This window comes from Cytophaga sp. (assembly GCF_051961495.1).
In the GTDB taxonomy this organism is placed as follows: domain Bacteria; phylum Bacteroidota; class Bacteroidia; order Cytophagales; family Cytophagaceae; genus Cytophaga.
Genome location: NZ_JBQCDF010000025.1, coordinates 1 through 16,098, shown reverse-complemented (window position 1 = coordinate 16,098; position 16,098 = coordinate 1). Strand labels below are relative to the sequence as shown.

Here is a 16,098-nt window from a genome sequence, read left to right as displayed (position 1 = left end):
AAAATGCTGCCCGTAATAAGATATAGAAACGGATTGGGTATTTAAAAATATATCCTATCTTTCGGCGCTTTACCATACCTGTAAGCGGGTTGGCAGCATGAATATTTGACAAATGAAAGATAAAATTACCTATAGCGGACTCCAGAATTTACGGGGCATAGCAAGTTTATTAGTACTTTTTTTTCACGCCTATTCTACTTTTAACCGTCTGAATTTTGATGGCGCGGGAGAATACTTATTTGATTCCGGTTTTATTGGGGTTGATATATTTTTTATCATTTCCGGTTTTGTAATCTCCAACTCAGTTTTTGAGAAAGATATCACATCCTTTAAACAGTTTGCAGACTATCTGAAAAAAAGATGGTTCAGAATTGCACCGGCATATATTTTCTGGACCTTGTTTTTTATCGTATTCTACTTAAAAGATGGAAACTATTTCACTTCAAACCTGAATATGTTAATCAAGAGTCTTTGTTTCCTCCCGGGAGATTGGGAATATCCTCCTTTACCAACGGGCTGGACACTTAACTTTGAAATGTATTTTTATGTTCTGATCGGCGTGTTTGTATTCATCCGGCAAAAAAAACTGCTGTTGATCTTTTTAGCTATATGTCCGGTAATCGGATTCTTTGTCGAAACCGATATCATATATCTTGATAAGATTGTATTGTCAAAATATATTCTGGAGTTTCTGGCAGGGATTCTTATTTACAGATTCAGGAATTCAATTGAGTTGTCTAAAACGCTGACAGATTTATTTTTTTATATAACAACATGCATTATCGTTGTGCTTTATTTTTTACATGGCTTACATATACACATTATCAATGTAATGCTGTTTTCAATACTGGTTTATCTGCTTATAAAGATGGAGGCTTACAGGACATTTAAAAATCCTGTATTGAATTTTATTGGAGACAGTTCATATTCTATTTATTTATCTCACATGCCTGTTCTGTCTTATTTCCCATTGATCTTCAAATATAAGTTTGGGTTTTCTGACGCCTTTATCAATAGCAGTGCCTGTGATTTTATTTTAATACTGATCGTATTGATCTGTTCATTTATTTCATATGTATGTATTGAAAAACCTTTTATTGCACTTAGTAAATATTCATTCAGGAAGTCTGTATAAAGATTCCTGGTATCAATAGTGATATAAATCTTTTAACATGAATCACTCAGCTCAAATTACAGAACCGGACAATACCGCGGTGCGCACTTCTTTATGGCGGGCCTTGCATGTGCTGGCAGATGCACAGCCTCATATCCTTGATGATACCATTGGCCTGCAACTGATCGCTCCTCCGGCTGGCTGGCAGGAGAGGCCGGATATGAAATTCACCAAACGCCTTCGGGCTTCCATTGTAGCGCGTGCGCGCTTCATTGAAGACCTCATTACAGAAAAACACGCGAAGGGAATGAATCAGTATGTTATTCTTGGTGCAGGTCTTGATACATTCGCGCAGCGCCGTAAAGATATTACAGCCGGACTGCAGATCTATGAAATAGACCAGGCGGCAACGCTGAACTGGAAACAACAGCGCCTGGCAGAACTTAACATGGACATGCCCGCGAACCTGCATTATGTGCCGGTTAATTTTGAAACTTCTTCCTGGTATGAAGAACTGCTCAAAGCCGGATTTGATGCTGCTAAGCCTGCAGTCATCGCCTGTACCGGTGTGACGCTGTATCTTACCAAAGAAGCGATTGTATCTGCATTGGAACAGATCGGCAAGTTTGCTTCCGGTTCTGTCCTTGCCATGACCTTTTATTTACCCATCCACCTGCTGGACGAAGAAGACCGTATCATGCAGGAAATGGGTGAGAAAGGAGCACGGGCCGCAGGCACTCCGTTTGTGAGTTTTTTTACACCCGAAGAAATTATTCAGCTGGCTGTCGATGCCGGCTTTAAAAATAACACTACAATCTCTACAAAAGATATGCAGAACCGTTATTTTGCTGACCGTACCGATGGTCTGCAGCCGGCAGGCGGAGAAGTGTTTCTTGTGTCGGAGATTGGATAATATTTTAGCCTAATGCCTAATGAAAAAGAAAGTCAATATCCAACACGACGAAGGTGTATTAGTGCTGCAGGGAAATGTTAAAGAAGCGGTCTTATATGCCAACGAGTTGCCGATTCAATATACCTGGTTTGCAGAAACAGGTTCGACCTGGCGGTATCACATTGCGCGGAATCTTCCGCCGCATACCATAAAGGAAAATAAAGCAAACCAGGAGTTGGTAAGAGCAGGGATTAAATCCACCAACGATTTCTATGAAATTGTAAATTACTATAAACAATTCTTAGGCAGAGGTGAATATGAGTTCGGATATTACAGGCTCCATAAACATCATGCCTGGATCAACATTCCGAAGGATGAAACCTATCAATCTTTTCATTATTATGGAGGTTGTCCGGATATAATTCCAACGCAAAATAATATTGATGAAGAACTGGTAAATATGTATGCAGAGCAGATCAGGGACGGGCTTAAACCTGTACTGGTAGTTTTACACAATGAAGGATCGCATATCGAGTTTATTTTAGACGGGCATCATAAATTTTTAGCTTATAATAAATTAAAGATGGAACCCTATGCAGTGATCATTACGAAACTTGGAGAAACCAATATGAATGCTGCTGAAGCTCTGGAACTGGTGCACCGTATGAACTGCAGCAATCCGGGTTTTATTAAAATTATAAAAGAACAAAAAGAATATAATACTGATTATTTACGTATGGATCCGGGCAAAACATATGTTGAGATTGATTAATATAGTATACTATTAAAGATGAAACAGTTTCTGATTACAAAAAAATAAAATACTATGGCAGAACAAAAACATAACACAGACACCACAACACCCAAGGTAACAGGGATTGGCGGCATTTTCTTTTTTTCTGAAAATCCAAAAGAAACAAATGAATGGTATCGTAAAAATCTTGGATTGGAGACCAATGATTACGGTTCTACTTTCGAATCCCGGAACATCAACAGGCCCGAAGAAATCAATGCGCTGCAATGGAGTCCGTTTAAAAAAGGCAGCGATTACTTTGCACCTTCGAAAAAGGAATTCATGATCAATTACAGGGTGCAGAACATTGAAGGTCTTGTTGCGCAGCTCAAAGCAAGCGGTGTAACAATTCTGGATGAGATACAGACGTATGATTACGGAAAGTTTGTACACATCATGGATCCTGAGGGAAATAAACTGGAGCTGTGGGAGCCGGCTGAGTAATGCTATTATTAGTTATTACTATAAAGTCCGCAAATAAAAAAAGTAAAGTTATTCAATAAATAAAACCGCCTGGTATTTCAGTGCATGCATACTGAAGTACCAGGCGGTTTTTAATATAACATCTGGAACAAATTACAGCATATAATTCCAACTTTTGAAATAAAGAATTGTATGGGTATTATTCAGTTGTTTTTGTTTTTCAATTATTTTGAATAGTACGTGTCAATGAGTATTTTCAGTATATAAATTTTTACAGATATCTTTTAACTTAGGCTACATCACATGGAGATTGCTGCTATCCCCGCTAACGAGGCGGAGCGTTTACAGGCATTGAGGGAATATTCCATTCTGGATTCATTACCGGAAAAGGATTTTGAAGATATCACACGGATCGCGTCGGAGATTTGTCAGACTCCCATTTCACTAATTACATTGATTGATGCCGACAGGCAATGGTTTAAATCGAAAGTAGGCATTGATCATACCGGATCAAGCCGTGACCAGGCTTTTTGCGCGCATGCGATTAATGCCCCTGATGAGATTTTAAATATTAAGGATTCAAGGCTCGACCAACGTTTTTTCGATAATCCTTTTGTTACCGGAGATCCGAATGCTGTATTTTATGCCGGTGTACCGCTGGTTAATGCGGATGGCTTTGCGTTAGGTACACTTTGTGTAATTGATCAGGTACCGCGGGAACTGGATACCAGCCAGCTGAACTTATTGCGGGCATTATCCAATCAGGTAGTTAAGCTGTTTGAACTGCGTAAAGTCAACCAGCGCCTGGCAGCGCATGAGCAGGAAATGCAGGAAAGAAATAAGGATCTTGAGCAGTTCGGTTATATGATCTCACATGACATCAAATCCCCGTTGCGCAATATTATTTCCCTGACCACCATTCTGCAAAAGAGCCTGGCCGGTAAAGCCGATGCTTATGAAACAGAAGTAATCGATCACCTGGTAAATACATCTCTACGCCTGAAATCCCTTATCGACGGTATCATTGCGTACTACCTGGATGTTAATATTGATGTTCAGAATAAACAGCATATTCAACTGGATGCTTTGTTTACTGAGCTTATAACATTGCTTGATCCCAGGCAGGAATGTGTCATTACGCATCACGCGGAAATAAATACGGTTGTAGCCAATGAGGTAGCCTTAAAACAGATTCTGATCAACCTGATTACAAACGGTATCAAATACAACGACAAAGAGGTAGTAAAAATTGATATCCATATTATCGATAAACCGGATCAGTATGAATGGATTGTCCGGGATAACGGATCAGGTATTGAGAAGGAGCATTTCAACGAAATCTTTAAGAGCTTTAAAACACTTGGCAGGAAAGACCGTTTCAACAATTCAGGCACAGGCATCGGACTTTCTACGGTGAAGAAACTGGTTGAAAAAACCGGCGGTACCATCCGTGTAGAATCAGACCCTGGCATAGGATGTACCTTTACATTCACCATAAAAAAATAAATTTATTGATTGTAAATAACAAGATCCCGATCCCGATAGCTATCGGGACCGGGACCGGACTTCTTATTCAAATACCATCTGTTTCACGATCGGGTATTGAATCTTTCCTGTTAAATGGCTGATGTTTCATACGGATCTCCGGGGAGCGGTCTTCTTCATATTCGTGTTGGCCGATGGCAGTCTGGCTGGCAGCTTTTTTATCTGTATTTTTTTGATCTTTATTTTCCAACCGGTCTTTTTCTGCAGCCGGTGATTTAGGTTCTTTCGTAGTATGGTTCTTTTTCATAACTGTAATCGTTGAAAGATGAATTTCTTAAAATAAATTTCAACGATTCAGTGAATAAATACATTACAGGATTATGACAGAATATTATAGATATTCTCATAAAGAGGGATTATTTTCTTCTGAATTCCGGAATCCTACAACTGGATTGGCATACGAATATATTGTACCTTAGCAGGCATGCCACTTACCCGAATACAATATCCATCGCCGGGTTTTTCTCAACACTGGAAAGAACCTGCCGGACGAAACATGTTGAAAAAGATTGGTACCATACCTTCAGAGGCAGACATTCATGCATTTAATACCTTATATCTGAAATGTGATACGCAGGCCGATCAGGTTGTTAACGATCTGTTTGCAGGCATGGGCCATAAGCAAGGACATGCACTGCTTGATGCGTTGCTGGAAGAAGGATTGCAAGCTGTGCCGGAGATTCCTGCTTCTTTGCGTGAACTCTATACCAATGCCTGTATACTGCCTTCATGGGTTGATGCTGCTTTACTGCAGAAAGGTGCGGAGTATTGTCAGCGTACCGGGCTCTATGCACTGATTACCCTGCGTAACTATTCACTAATGGGTGGTTATGAATCGGCAGCCATTAATAAACCATTGATTTTTACCGGTGCCTTAAAGGCAGGGCCGGCGAAACGTCTTGCAGAAACTGTTGCGTTCTGGGTGGATGTTACCGGTGATCATGCACTGAAGCCCGGAGCCGTAGGCTTCAATGCTGCCATCCGCGTACGGATCATTCATGCACTTGCGCGCTACTATACCCGTAAATCACCAGACTGGAGTGATGATCAGTGGGGAATTCCTGTAAACGAAGGGGATATGGTTGCTACGTATCTCGGCTTTTCACTGGTCTTCCTGGAAGGCTTGTACATGCTGGGTTACAGACCTTCAGAGGAAGAAATGAAAGGTGTTTTTCATTTGTGGAAATACATAGGACATTTGATTGGTATTGATTATACGCTTTTACCCGAAACAGAAGAAGAAGCCATTCAAAGCCTTTATAAATGGACAATGACACAGCCGCCTGCCGATGCCGATACCATAGCCCTGGCGCACGCGCTGAAGGATGCGCCGCTCACGGCAACATTTCCCGAAAAGCTCTGGCAGAAAAAGATTCTTGTCAAAATCTATCTGGGTTTCAATTATTTTTACCTGGGTAATCATGCCTGCAAACGCATGTTCCTTCCATGGACAACCTATATAGCAGTGCCGTACATACTAACTGGCATTAATCTTGTAAAGGAATATTGGATCCGTATTTTTCCGGAAAAACGAAAGTACGCAATCAGCAAAGGCCGCAGGGATCAGGTGAAGATTACAGAAGCATTTCTGCAATCAACCGGATTTGGGAAACTGATTCATAAATAGAAATCGCTGGATAAGTCAACCGGAAATATTTTAAGAAAATGAAACAGACAACGATTAAAACCATTTGCATTTTTTTAGCAGGACTGATTCTTTGTTCCTGTTCAGAGCATAAAGCAACCGGTGAAGATACACATGCTTCAGCTGCAGACACTGCCCTAAAGTCTGCAGCTATACCGGACTCTTCCTGGAAAGAGCCTGCATCGGATTCAGCCTTAAAGCCGGAAGAATATGTAATGTATTATAAAAAGATTGTAGCACCGGTAACATTTTCTGTACAGACTCCTGTTTATTCAAAGCCGGATACAGCGAGCAAGGTACTTAAGATGTTTGCTTTCAACACGCCTTTAATACCGGTATTAAACAGTGAAGTAACAGATTGGCTGGAAGTGCAGTTAAATAAAGATACTGTTTATCTGCGTACCAAAGATGTTGCGTTATTTTCATTCATATCTTCTTCGGATAAAAATCTGAAATATTATGTGCAGGGAAAAAATGAGACTACGGTTATTTATAAATACAATTTAGAACAGAAAAAATACCTGGATACATTTTCAGTACCGGAATTCATTCCGGATTACATTGGACAAGTGAATTCAGTGAACTGGGAAAATACAGATCTGGTTATCTATCTCAATAGCAATGGCAATTGCTGTGGTTGTTCGGATAAACAAAAATATTTGATTGATGCCAATGGAACATTTGACGGGTTGATTGAAACCAGTCAATATATTGATGATGGTGAAATAGAGGCCGGATCCGAAAGCCATGTCTATTTTCCGGCAGATCCTCAAACGCAGGATATTATCTATAATGAATATGAGTATGGAATCCTAACAGATAAAGATGGTAATGAAATCTTCGATAAGAAAGGGAATCCGGTTACCGGAACAAATAAGGATATTAAAAAATATTACCGCTGGGACGGTAAAAAAATGATTGAACAAAAAAGATAAAGCAGCTGTATCTGTATACAGCTGTCATTCAAATCTCAGTTTATACCAACCTGTTTTTCATTCAGCTGTTCAATCGTATTCAACGCGTTTAAGAAATATAAGATATGCGTATTGAATGTTTCCGGTTGTTCGAGGTTGGATACATGTCCTGCTTTTTCAATTACACGAAATACAGAACCCTGTATATCGTTATTCAGCATTTCAGATTTTGTAACGGGTGTCACCTGGTCACCGTCGCCGCAGAGGATCAGCGTAGGAGCATTGATGTTATGTAAGGCAGAACAGGTTTCACTACGTTCCGCAAGTGCTTTTAACCCGGCAATCAGGATCTTATCTGAATGTGCAGACATTACCTGGTGCAAGCCACCGATTACTTCTTTTTTCGTCCTGAATGAATCCGGATGGAAAATCTTTTTAATAAAATCCTTGATAAAGGTATCTGATCCGTTTGCTTTTATAGCTTCTATGGAAGCGTAGCGTTTTTCTTTTGCTTCAGCTGTATCGGCAATGCATTGGGTGTCACAGAGAATCAATGCTTCAAAACGATCAGGAAATCTTTTAATCGCATTAAGTGCTATGTAGCCACCCATGGAAAGTCCGCAGAGAATCGCTTTGCGGATACGCAGCTTATCCATAAACGCGATCAGATCAACGGTGAACAAATCGATGTTTAAAGATGTTTCTTCATCCTTTGAGCCGCCAAAGCCTCGTAAATCAGGCGCAATAACACGTGTAACGGACTTGAAATATTCGAATTGATTTTTCCACATGGTTCTGTCAAATGGATAACCATGCAAAAAAATCAGCGGAACATCTCCTGTGCCTGTGTCATCATACGCCAGCGGAATGTTGTTGATGATGGTTGTTAAATTATATCCGGAAGAAGTTTTCATAATTGGCAGTTCGTTCAAGATTTTATCCGAATCAGGTCGTTTTTTTACATGGTAATTTGTATTTTACGATGTGTAAACATACGTATCCCTGAAGGATAATACATTACACGATTTGTAAAAGGAATTATACAATTCACAGCAGTCAGTATGCAGGATTCATGGACGCAGCGATGGGATGAACGATACAGCAAAGAAACCTTTGCTTACGGAGAAAAACCCAATGATTATTTAAAACAGCAGATAGAAATGTTACCTGCCGGTACAATACTATTTCCCGCGGAAGGTGAAGGACGAAATGCTGTTTTTGCAGCTGTACGTGGCTGGCAAGTTTCAGCTTTTGACATCAGCAGGGAAGGGAAAAAGAAAGCACAGCTGCTGGCAGCTAAGAATCATGTTGAAATAGATTATCAGTTGGTGATTCTTGACGAGCTTACCTATACATACGGACAGTTTGATGCCATTGCCTTGATCTATGCGCACTTTCCCGCAACAATCAAATCCGCTTATCACAGAAAACTAAATCATTTGCTGCGTAAAGGTGGCATTCTGATCTTTGAGGCATTCAGTAAAAAGCATCTGGAATACATTGCACGGAACGAAAAAGTAGGCGGGCCGAAAGAAACAGACATGCTGTTTTCTGTTGAAGAAATCCGTGCTGATTTTCCGGATTACGATATTATTGAATTAACAGAAAAAGAAATCGAATTGAACGAAGGTGAATTTCACAGCGGCACAGGCAGTGTGATACGTTTCACCGGACGTAAAAAGTAAAAGACAATTTAGATGGATAATACATTGGTAACAGACCAGGCTTATGTACACAATGAGTCATTACCTGTATGGATTGTTCCTGTCAGCGGATGGGGAAGTGAAAGCATTGAAAATGCATATGTGCGTATGCAAGCTTATAAACAGGTTGCAGAATCATTCAATATTAATCTTGAGTTTTCAACCCGGCTTGGAACATTCCGGAGTTATAAAAGAGCTCCTGCCGTTGCAGAGGAGATTGATCAGCACAATAAACATACATTTACCTCATATGCTGCTGCTTTAGGAAAAGACTGGCAATACAGGTTTATTAACGAAGTACACAAACTGGTCAAAGAAGATTAATTTTCAGAACGATATATAGTTCATCTAATGAATATTTCACCTGGTAAAATAATACGCCTTCCCCAATTGATTCAGTCTTTCCGGACGAATATTCAAAAACAGAAAAAGTTTATGGCTGCGTCTGTTTCCCTTGATTTGGCTGAGGTCAATCGGGACGACAGTTTAACCGATAAGGATGTGAACAAAATCATGTCTTATTATGGGTTGGCTGTACCGGCTTTCCTGGGCGAAGGGTTTTGTTTGCTGAGAGGAAAACAGATGACAGCTACAGAGCGCCATCAATTAACGTATTTAGGCGCATTAACAGGTTTGTTCGATGATTTTTTTGATGAAAAGAATATGACGAAAGCGCATATTCTGGAGCTGATCAATACGCCTGAGGCAGCGTTGCCTGCAAATGCTCATGAAGCGCTCTTCCTTTGTTTTTACAGGAAGGCACTTAACGGAAATAACCCGGCGCTGATCAAAGAATATTTCAACAAAGTTTTTGACGCGCAGGTGTTGAGCGAAAGACAAAAGAACAGTTCGATCAGCAAGGAAGAAATTAAAGAGATCACATTCCGGAAGGGCGGTATTTCCATACTTTTTTACAGGTCGGTATTTGAAGAAGCGATTGCTGCAGATGAATATAAATTACTATACCCTTTAGGCGCGCTTGGCCAGCTGGAGAATGATATCTTTGATGTATATAAAGACCACCAGGAATTTATTAAAACACTGGCAACAACAACAGAGTCTATTCAATCGCTGAGAAAATTGTATGTGTCTTTATTTTCCGAAGTGCTTACTTTACTTGAGCAGACAGATTTTTCTGTATCAAACAAAAAGCGGTTTGCAGCATTTGTATCCTTGATTGGTGCCCGTGGCCTCGTTTGCCTGGATGTGCTTCAACAGGCTGAAAATACAACAGGTGGAATTTTTGAGCTGGATTCCTATACCCGCAAGCAACTGATCTGCGACATGGACACCAGGAGCAACCAATGGAAACTGATCAGATATTACAGTAAAAAGAATTATGAATTATGAATTATGAATTATGCGGCTTTGCTGAATTTTGAGCGGTAATCCAATGGCGACAGGCCGGTTATTTTTTTGAACACTTCCCGGAAAGCTTTGTCGTCTGAGTAGCCTACTTCATTCATAACTTCAAAAATACTTTTCTTCCCTTTTTCTAAAATGCTTTTCGCGACTTCAACTTTAACACGCTGTAAATATTCTACAGGTGTATTGCCTGTAGCCTTGATAAAACGTCTGTCGAAATTGCGTCTGCTGGTAGCCAGCGTAGATGCAAGGGTTTCGAAGGAAATCTTTTCATTTAAATTCTTTTCAATATAGGTTTGGGCTTTTTCGACCAATGTATCTCCATGATTTTTTTGTGCCTGGAAAATAGCAAACGGAGATTGCGAATTCCGTTCAAATTCAATTTGGAAAACTTTGGAACAATAAATGGCCGTGTCTCTGTCAAAGTATTTTTCAACCAGAAATAGAATCAGGTTCAAAAAGGAGTATGCGCCGCCATTGGTATAAATACGCTCTTCTGCAACAATAAGCTTATCCGTTTGCAGATGCACATCCGGGAACATTCTTCTGAAATCATTGGCTGCGTTCCAATGTGTTGAACAGACTTTTCCTTCCAGTAAACCTGTTGCGGCCACCAGGAATGCGCCTGTACAAATACTTGCCACTTCCGCACCATTTTTGTGTTGTTCACGGATCCAATGGATCAATGCCGCGTTATCCTGCAATACATTTGCATAATCATAGGAAAGGGAAGGAATGATGATCAGATCCGTTTTTTTTATTTTTTTTATCGGGTAAGGATGCAGTGAAAAGAATCCCACATTCGATTTGATTTCTTCTTCAAAAGACGCCAGCTGTACTTCATACATGGCAGGATTTCCGATGCGTTGCCAATAAGCATTTGCGCGGGTCATGATTTCATATGAACCTGTGATACTGCTCAGGTTAACATTCCCTGTTGGAACAACAATTGTAACATGTTTCATGGCAAAAACTTTTTATAAAGATGCAGGATTATTTTGTCCAAATCAACCCTGCATGATGTCTATTTTGTATGATGTATCTATGCCGCCAGCCAAGTATTTTTGCATATATATTAACTTTTAAACCGCGGGAAAATATGAGCTCAGCCGATTTTACAACAAGTATCCTGGTAGACCAGAGTCCGAAGGAAGCGTTCAACGCCATCAACAACCCACGTGGCTGGTGGTCTGAAGACATTGAAGGCAATACAGAAAAGCTGAATGATGAATTTACATATCAGTACGAAGATGTGCATTATGCACAGATCAAGCTTACTGAAGTTATTCCGGACGAAAAGGTTGTATGGTTTGTGAAGTACAATTATTTCAAATTCACAAAAGACCGCAGTGAATGGACAGGTACAAAAGTTGTTTTTGAAATTTCTAAAAAGGATAATAAGACACTGATCCGTGTAACGCATGTCGGACTCGTACCTGAATTTGAATGTTTTTCTATTTGCCAGAACGCATGGACACAGTATATACAGGAAAGTTTGTACAATCTGATCACTACTGGTAAAGGTATGCCAAATGGTAAAAACAAACCAAGAACAGCAGATGAAGAAAGACTTGCAGCCAAATAAATTTGCAGCAAGTGCCTTATAGAAAATCAGATTATACGCTTAATTCACACATGAAGAATCAGGACTATAAAATTTCACTTACCGTGGATGCACCGTTGCACGAAGTATTTCAAAAGATCAATCGTGTGACAGCTTGGTGGACAGATGAGCTGAAAGGCGATTCAGCAAAAGTAAATGATGTTTTTACCGTGCAGTTTGGTGATGTACATCTTTCAACACAAAAAGTCACCGAACTTATACCGGATAAAAAAATCGTATGGCTGGTAACAGACAGTAAACTGACTTTTGTTGAGAAGCAGCAGGAATGGACAAATACACAGATTGTTTTTGAACTCTCACGCAAAAATAATCAGACACATATTGATTTTACACATATTGGTTTGGTGCCTGAAATACAGTGTTATGATGGCTGTTCCAAAGGCTGGGATTATTATATCAAAGGTAGTCTGTTCAAGTATCTGACGACAGGGAAGGGTACTCCGGGATTATAGTGATTTTTCAGGAATGTAAATGTGGAACGTCGCACCCTCATTTAGTTTTCCGCTGGCAGTAATGACTCCGACATGGTTGTCGACAATCTTTTTCACAATGGCCAGTCCGATGCCTGTGCCCTTGTATTTGTCGCTGCCATGCAATCGCTGGAACACTTCAAAAATACGTTCGTTGTATTGCGGATCAAACCCGATACCATTGTCGGCTACAGTTATCTTGCAATAGTTTACGTGCGGGAATAACCTTGGATTGCTGAAGGCATGGCCTTTGGCAAAGGTTGATTTTATAGTGATGCGTAAAGGGCGTTCAGGATCTGAAAATTTTAATGAGTTGCTGATAAGATTATTCATCAGTTGTTTGAACTGAAATGGAATAATATTGATGGAGCACATTTTTCCGGTTTCGATCACTGCATTTTTTGCTATCAGATCATCATGCAGTTCTTCTTTGATTTCAGTTATAATCGTAGAAAGGTCTGTAAATTCAAATATACGTTTCTCGCTGCTCATGCGCGAGTAATCGAGCAGGTCTGTAATCAGGCGTTGCATACGCTTTGCCGCGTCATGCATACGGGTGAACTGTTCTCTGCCGCTTTCAGATAAATTTGCATATTCTTTTTCAAGTATTCTCCCGGCGAAGGTTTGAATTTTTCGCAAAGGCTCCTGCAGATCGTGGCTGGAAATATAAGCAAAGGATTTTAATTCATTATTCATTTTAGCAAGCTCTTCATTCTGGTGTTTAAGCAGCAGCTCTACTTTTTTCCGTTCCGTGATATCCTGGTACGAAGTAATCGTATATTTTTCATTTCCGATCCGTATAACTTCATACGAGACAATGGCCGGGAATTGTTCGCCGTTTTTTCTCGTATATAGAATTTCAATATTCCGGATGGCATCTGATTGATTTAACCGTACAAGCAGCTCTTCGGTTTCTTCTACGGAAAGCTGCTGTAGTTCTTCTACACTTCGGGTTTCGTGCAGCGTTTCCAGTATAATACCGATCACACGCGCATTTTCTTCCGGAGAAAGAAGCTGCAGCTCTTCTGTTGTGCGTCCGACAACTTCTTCCTGTGTATAGCCAAAAACAGAACAGAATAAATTATTGGCATATTTTATCTTGTTTGTTTTGATTTCAGCGAAGGTCATGGGAACAGGATTGTTATGAAAAATTTTCAGGAAGCGTTCTTCACTTTCCTTTAACTCAAGCTCATAATTCTTTTGTTCGGTAATATCCTGAGCGGTTCCTGCAAGCCGTATGACGTTTCCTGTGTCATCGGTAAAAACTTTGCCTCTGCCGCTGAGTATACGTTCTGTGCCATCCGGCCGGATGATGCGATGTATAAAATGATAGGGTTTGTGTTGTTTGATTGCCTGTTCAACCACTTCATGCAGCAAAGGCTGGTCATCGGGGTGGATGAAGCTGGATAAGCTGAGGTAATTGGGTTCAATTTCGTAAGGAATTAAGCCGAATATTTTGTAGAGCTCATCTGACCAGGTAATTTTATCTTCCCGGATATCCCATTCCCAGCTGCCCATATGTGTGAGATGTTGAGCTTCGAGCAGCTGATTGGTTTTGTTTTTTAATTCTTTATTGGTTTCTGCTAATTGGTCCTCAGCAAGTTTTTTATCGGTCAGGTCACGTGTTACCTTTGAAAAACCAATGATGTTTTTATTCATGTCAAACAACGCGGTGATTACAACGTAACCCCAAAAACGACTGTTGTCTTTTCGTCTTCGCCAGCCTTCGTGCTTTACGGTTCCATGTTCTCTTGCGTCATTTAATAGTTTTTCCGGCAGGCCACTTCTCCTGTCCTCAGGTGTATAAAATACATTGAAATACTGCCCGATAATTTCTTCTGCTTTATAACCTTTAATTTTTTCCGCGCCCTTGTTCCAGTTTTCAATGATGCCTTCTTTTGTTAAGGATAAAATGGCATATTCCTCAACTTCTTCAACCATGCGGTGATAGCGCTCTTCGCTTTTTATCAGCTCTTCATTGATCTGTTGTAACTCTTTGGTTCTGTTATAAACCTGCTTCTCCAACTCGATGGAAAATTCTTTCTGGGCATGAATATCCATGCAACCGCCGGTGTATCCTAAAAAAATATTTTCTGTACTGAAATGCGGAGAGCCTTTGTCCAGCATCCAGCAATAGACACCGTCATATCTTCTCAGCCGGTATTCAATATCAAAGGGGGCTTTTTTATCAAAAGCAGAAAGATAGGTGTGAAGGTATGCATTAAGGTCTTCAGGATGGATGCCCTTTTGCCAGCCATTTCCTGTTTCTTCTTCCAGTGTTCTCCCTGTAAAATCAAGCCAGCTTTTGTTAAAAAAATGATGCAGCTTATCCGGGCCAGACATCCAGATCAACGCAGGCAGACTGTTTGCTACTGTACGAAATATTTCTTCTGTATTGCTGATGTCACCAAACATGGGGGCTCCGGGAGGAACATTTTTTTTATCCGGCATAAAAACGATTCTATATTACTGAATATAACATTTATTTTGAAATACTGAAACAATTCGGACCTGTATTTTTTAGTGTCCGAAAAACAGTCGGTGAGTATGCCAGGTATTTGTCTTATAGTACGCGCATAGCGATAATCTTTGCTTCTGCTGCATAGAACCAGCATTAACATCAACAGCTGCTGTTGGTCTTATACCGTTATAACAAATGCTGACTGTTGTTAAAAAATGCTTCGTCATGTTTTTCGAACCCGGTAGCCATGCGAACATTGTATTCCTGAAAGTATCAGCGGTAGTGTATATGATTGGTACAAGTATTCTTGAAAATGGACTTTATCTGATCGATATCGATATTGAAAATGGTAATATGCATAAATTCTTTATAGCTATATAAAAATATAATTCAAGGCATTTGTTTGACAAAAGCCCGTTTTAAAAGCCTTTTGTCATTTTGGCATGTGTTGTTTAACGATTCCGGGACTATTTTGGACTTTCTTTACAGGGTCTGTTTACTTTTTTAATGACAATTCGTAGAATCTGTAACTTAACCTATTCCATCTGATTATTACTAACATGTTTGTAACAGATAACCGCTGTTACACCGTGCAGAAGATTTAAATCAGTGTTTTGCATGCGTATGTTTATTCAACCGTCGTTCAATATGAAAAAACAATTTCTTGTTTTGCTTGCCATTCTTTGCTGTGCATTATTTTCTACACAGTTAAAAGCCCAGGTTCCGGCTGCATACCAGGTAGGTACCTGGAAGGATTTTAAACCGGCAGCAGTTACATACACCTTTGATGATAATACCAGCAACCAGATTCCGGTTGCCATTCCTCTGTTAAATAATTATGGTTTTAAGGCTACCATATTTGCGGTAACGCAGAACATGAATCCAAACTGGAACAATATGCGCACAGCTGCGAATGCGGGACATGAGATTGCCAGCCATACAGTAACCCATAGTAATCTGCCGGACTTATCGGTTGCCAATCAGGATACGGAATTAAAAAATTCACAGGCAACCATCAATACACAAATTACCACGCAGAAATGTTATACCGTTGCGTATCCCAATTGTAATATTGGTGATTTAGCTACGGTACAAAAATATTATATAGCCGGCAGAACCTGCAGCGGCCAGATCATTCCCAAGTCTCCT

Annotated in this window: 18 protein-coding genes; 14 read left to right on the top strand and 4 right to left on the bottom strand. The window is 40.1% G+C overall.

Annotated elements, in window-relative coordinates:
- Positions 1-112 precede the first annotated feature (112 nt).
- The 5 genes from ACTHJT_RS01470 to ACTHJT_RS01450 all read left to right on the top strand — a co-directional run bounded on the left by ACTHJT_RS01470 (position 113) and on the right by ACTHJT_RS01450 (position 4,728).
- On the top strand, positions 113-1,135 hold the full coding sequence (locus tag ACTHJT_RS01470; RefSeq protein ID WP_440235855.1) for an acyltransferase family protein: 1,023 nt from the start codon (positions 113-115) through the stop codon (positions 1,133-1,135).
- Positions 1,136-1,172: 37 nt separating this feature from the next.
- On the top strand, positions 1,173-2,027 hold the full coding sequence (locus ACTHJT_RS01465; RefSeq protein ID WP_440235854.1) for a class I SAM-dependent methyltransferase: 855 nt from the start codon (positions 1,173-1,175) through the stop codon (positions 2,025-2,027).
- A gap of 19 nt (positions 2,028-2,046) precedes the next feature.
- Entirely contained in the window at positions 2,047-2,778 is a 732-nt protein-coding gene (locus tag ACTHJT_RS01460) for a hypothetical protein (protein ID WP_440235853.1), read from the top strand.
- A 54-nt stretch (positions 2,779-2,832) separates the two neighbouring features.
- A complete protein-coding gene (locus ACTHJT_RS01455) occupies positions 2,833-3,243 on the top strand; it encodes a VOC family protein (protein WP_440235852.1) in 411 nt (136 codons plus the stop codon).
- 282 nt (positions 3,244-3,525) lie between these two features.
- Positions 3,526-4,728 carry a sensor histidine kinase gene (locus ACTHJT_RS01450; protein ID WP_440235851.1) on the top strand — a complete coding sequence of 401 codons (1,203 nt, stop codon included), beginning with the start codon at positions 3,526-3,528 and terminating at the stop codon, positions 4,726-4,728.
- Positions 4,729-4,795: 67 nt separating this feature from the next.
- Here ACTHJT_RS01450 and ACTHJT_RS01445 read toward each other — a convergent pair whose 3' ends face one another.
- Positions 4,796-5,014, bottom strand: a complete 219-nt coding sequence (locus ACTHJT_RS01445; protein WP_440235850.1) for a hypothetical protein — start codon at positions 5,012-5,014, stop codon at positions 4,796-4,798.
- 177 nt (positions 5,015-5,191) lie between these two features.
- Between ACTHJT_RS01445 and ACTHJT_RS01440 the strand changes: the two genes are divergently transcribed.
- Together ACTHJT_RS01440 and ACTHJT_RS01435 are read left to right on the top strand one after the other, a co-directional pair.
- Complete coding sequence (locus ACTHJT_RS01440; protein WP_440235848.1) at positions 5,192-6,394, top strand: oxygenase MpaB family protein; 1,203 nt, start codon at positions 5,192-5,194, stop codon at positions 6,392-6,394.
- Between the two features lie 38 nt (positions 6,395-6,432).
- Entirely contained in the window at positions 6,433-7,347 is a 915-nt protein-coding gene (locus tag ACTHJT_RS01435) for a hypothetical protein (protein WP_440235847.1), read from the top strand.
- A 35-nt stretch (positions 7,348-7,382) separates the two neighbouring features.
- Here ACTHJT_RS01435 and ACTHJT_RS01430 read toward each other — a convergent pair whose 3' ends face one another.
- Positions 7,383-8,240, bottom strand: a complete 858-nt coding sequence (locus ACTHJT_RS01430; protein ID WP_440235846.1) for an alpha/beta fold hydrolase — start codon at positions 8,238-8,240, stop codon at positions 7,383-7,385.
- A gap of 147 nt (positions 8,241-8,387) precedes the next feature.
- On the opposite strand from ACTHJT_RS01430, the gene ACTHJT_RS01425 reads away from it, so the two are divergent.
- Genes ACTHJT_RS01425 through ACTHJT_RS01415 form a run of 3 tightly spaced genes read left to right on the top strand, consistent with a single transcriptional unit; the run spans position 8,388 to position 10,379 of the window.
- Positions 8,388-9,011 carry a class I SAM-dependent methyltransferase gene (locus ACTHJT_RS01425; RefSeq protein WP_440235845.1) on the top strand — a complete coding sequence of 208 codons (624 nt, stop codon included), beginning with the start codon at positions 8,388-8,390 and terminating at the stop codon, positions 9,009-9,011.
- Positions 9,012-9,023: 12 nt separating this feature from the next.
- The gene (locus ACTHJT_RS01420) at positions 9,024-9,353 is read left to right on the top strand and encodes a hypothetical protein (RefSeq protein WP_440235844.1); all 330 of its coding nucleotides are present in this window, start codon (positions 9,024-9,026) and stop codon (positions 9,351-9,353) included.
- 27 nt (positions 9,354-9,380) lie between these two features.
- Positions 9,381-10,379: a class 1 isoprenoid biosynthesis enzyme gene (locus ACTHJT_RS01415; RefSeq protein ID WP_440235843.1), complete on the top strand. Its 999-nt coding sequence runs from the start codon at positions 9,381-9,383 to the stop codon at positions 10,377-10,379.
- A gap of 8 nt (positions 10,380-10,387) precedes the next feature.
- Here the strand turns inward: ACTHJT_RS01415 and ACTHJT_RS01410 are convergent, their stop codons facing one another.
- Positions 10,388-11,359, bottom strand: a complete 972-nt coding sequence (locus ACTHJT_RS01410) for a GlxA family transcriptional regulator (RefSeq protein WP_440235842.1) — start codon at positions 11,357-11,359, stop codon at positions 10,388-10,390.
- A 134-nt stretch (positions 11,360-11,493) separates the two neighbouring features.
- Between ACTHJT_RS01410 and ACTHJT_RS01405 the strand changes: the two genes are divergently transcribed.
- Entirely contained in the window at positions 11,494-11,979 is a 486-nt protein-coding gene (locus tag ACTHJT_RS01405) for an SRPBCC domain-containing protein (protein WP_440235840.1), read from the top strand.
- A gap of 50 nt (positions 11,980-12,029) precedes the next feature.
- The gene (locus ACTHJT_RS01400; RefSeq protein WP_440235839.1) at positions 12,030-12,470 is read left to right on the top strand and encodes an SRPBCC family protein; all 441 of its coding nucleotides are present in this window, start codon (positions 12,030-12,032) and stop codon (positions 12,468-12,470) included.
- On the opposite strand, the gene ACTHJT_RS01395 is transcribed toward ACTHJT_RS01400, so the two are convergent.
- Positions 12,465-14,939 (bottom strand): PAS domain S-box protein, encoded by a 2,475-nt coding sequence (locus ACTHJT_RS01395; protein ID WP_440235838.1) that lies wholly within the window; start codon positions 14,937-14,939, stop codon positions 12,465-12,467. The two genes, ACTHJT_RS01400 and ACTHJT_RS01395, sit on opposite strands and share 6 nt — an antisense overlap.
- Positions 14,940-15,174: 235 nt before the next feature.
- Here ACTHJT_RS01395 and ACTHJT_RS01390 point away from each other — a divergent pair, with 235 nt between their 5' ends.
- Positions 15,175-15,330 carry a hypothetical protein gene (locus ACTHJT_RS01390; RefSeq protein WP_440235837.1) on the top strand — a complete coding sequence of 52 codons (156 nt, stop codon included), beginning with the start codon at positions 15,175-15,177 and terminating at the stop codon, positions 15,328-15,330.
- 267 nt (positions 15,331-15,597) lie between these two features.
- The coding region (locus tag ACTHJT_RS01385; protein WP_440235836.1) for a polysaccharide deacetylase family protein at positions 15,598-16,098 on the top strand (501 nt) is incomplete at its 3' end.

Bases quoted from the DNA above. Each gene is read 5' to 3' on its own strand.
- ACTHJT_RS01470 (WP_440235855.1), top strand. From the start codon at position 113: ATGAAAGATAAAATTACCTATAGCGGACTCCAGAATTTACGGGGCATA.
- ACTHJT_RS01465 (WP_440235854.1), top strand. From the start codon at position 1,173: ATGAATCACTCAGCTCAAATTACAGAACCGGACAATACCGCGGTGCGC.
- ACTHJT_RS01460 (WP_440235853.1), top strand. From the start codon at position 2,047: ATGAAAAAGAAAGTCAATATCCAACACGACGAAGGTGTATTAGTGCTG.
- ACTHJT_RS01455 (WP_440235852.1), top strand. From the start codon at position 2,833: ATGGCAGAACAAAAACATAACACAGACACCACAACACCCAAGGTAACA.
- ACTHJT_RS01450 (WP_440235851.1), top strand. From the start codon at position 3,526: ATGGAGATTGCTGCTATCCCCGCTAACGAGGCGGAGCGTTTACAGGCA.
- ACTHJT_RS01445 (WP_440235850.1), bottom strand. From the start codon at position 5,014: ATGAAAAAGAACCATACTACGAAAGAACCTAAATCACCGGCTGCAGAA.
- ACTHJT_RS01440 (WP_440235848.1), top strand. From the start codon at position 5,192: ATGCCACTTACCCGAATACAATATCCATCGCCGGGTTTTTCTCAACAC.
- ACTHJT_RS01435 (WP_440235847.1), top strand. From the start codon at position 6,433: ATGAAACAGACAACGATTAAAACCATTTGCATTTTTTTAGCAGGACTG.
- ACTHJT_RS01430 (WP_440235846.1), bottom strand. From the start codon at position 8,240: ATGAAAACTTCTTCCGGATATAATTTAACAACCATCATCAACAACATT.
- ACTHJT_RS01425 (WP_440235845.1), top strand. From the start codon at position 8,388: ATGCAGGATTCATGGACGCAGCGATGGGATGAACGATACAGCAAAGAA.
- ACTHJT_RS01420 (WP_440235844.1), top strand. From the start codon at position 9,024: ATGGATAATACATTGGTAACAGACCAGGCTTATGTACACAATGAGTCA.
- ACTHJT_RS01415 (WP_440235843.1), top strand. From the start codon at position 9,381: ATGAATATTTCACCTGGTAAAATAATACGCCTTCCCCAATTGATTCAG.
- ACTHJT_RS01410 (WP_440235842.1), bottom strand. From the start codon at position 11,359: ATGAAACATGTTACAATTGTTGTTCCAACAGGGAATGTTAACCTGAGC.
- ACTHJT_RS01405 (WP_440235840.1), top strand. From the start codon at position 11,494: ATGAGCTCAGCCGATTTTACAACAAGTATCCTGGTAGACCAGAGTCCG.
- ACTHJT_RS01400 (WP_440235839.1), top strand. From the start codon at position 12,030: ATGAAGAATCAGGACTATAAAATTTCACTTACCGTGGATGCACCGTTG.
- ACTHJT_RS01395 (WP_440235838.1), bottom strand. From the start codon at position 14,939: ATGCCGGATAAAAAAAATGTTCCTCCCGGAGCCCCCATGTTTGGTGAC.
- ACTHJT_RS01390 (WP_440235837.1), top strand. From the start codon at position 15,175: ATGTTTTTCGAACCCGGTAGCCATGCGAACATTGTATTCCTGAAAGTA.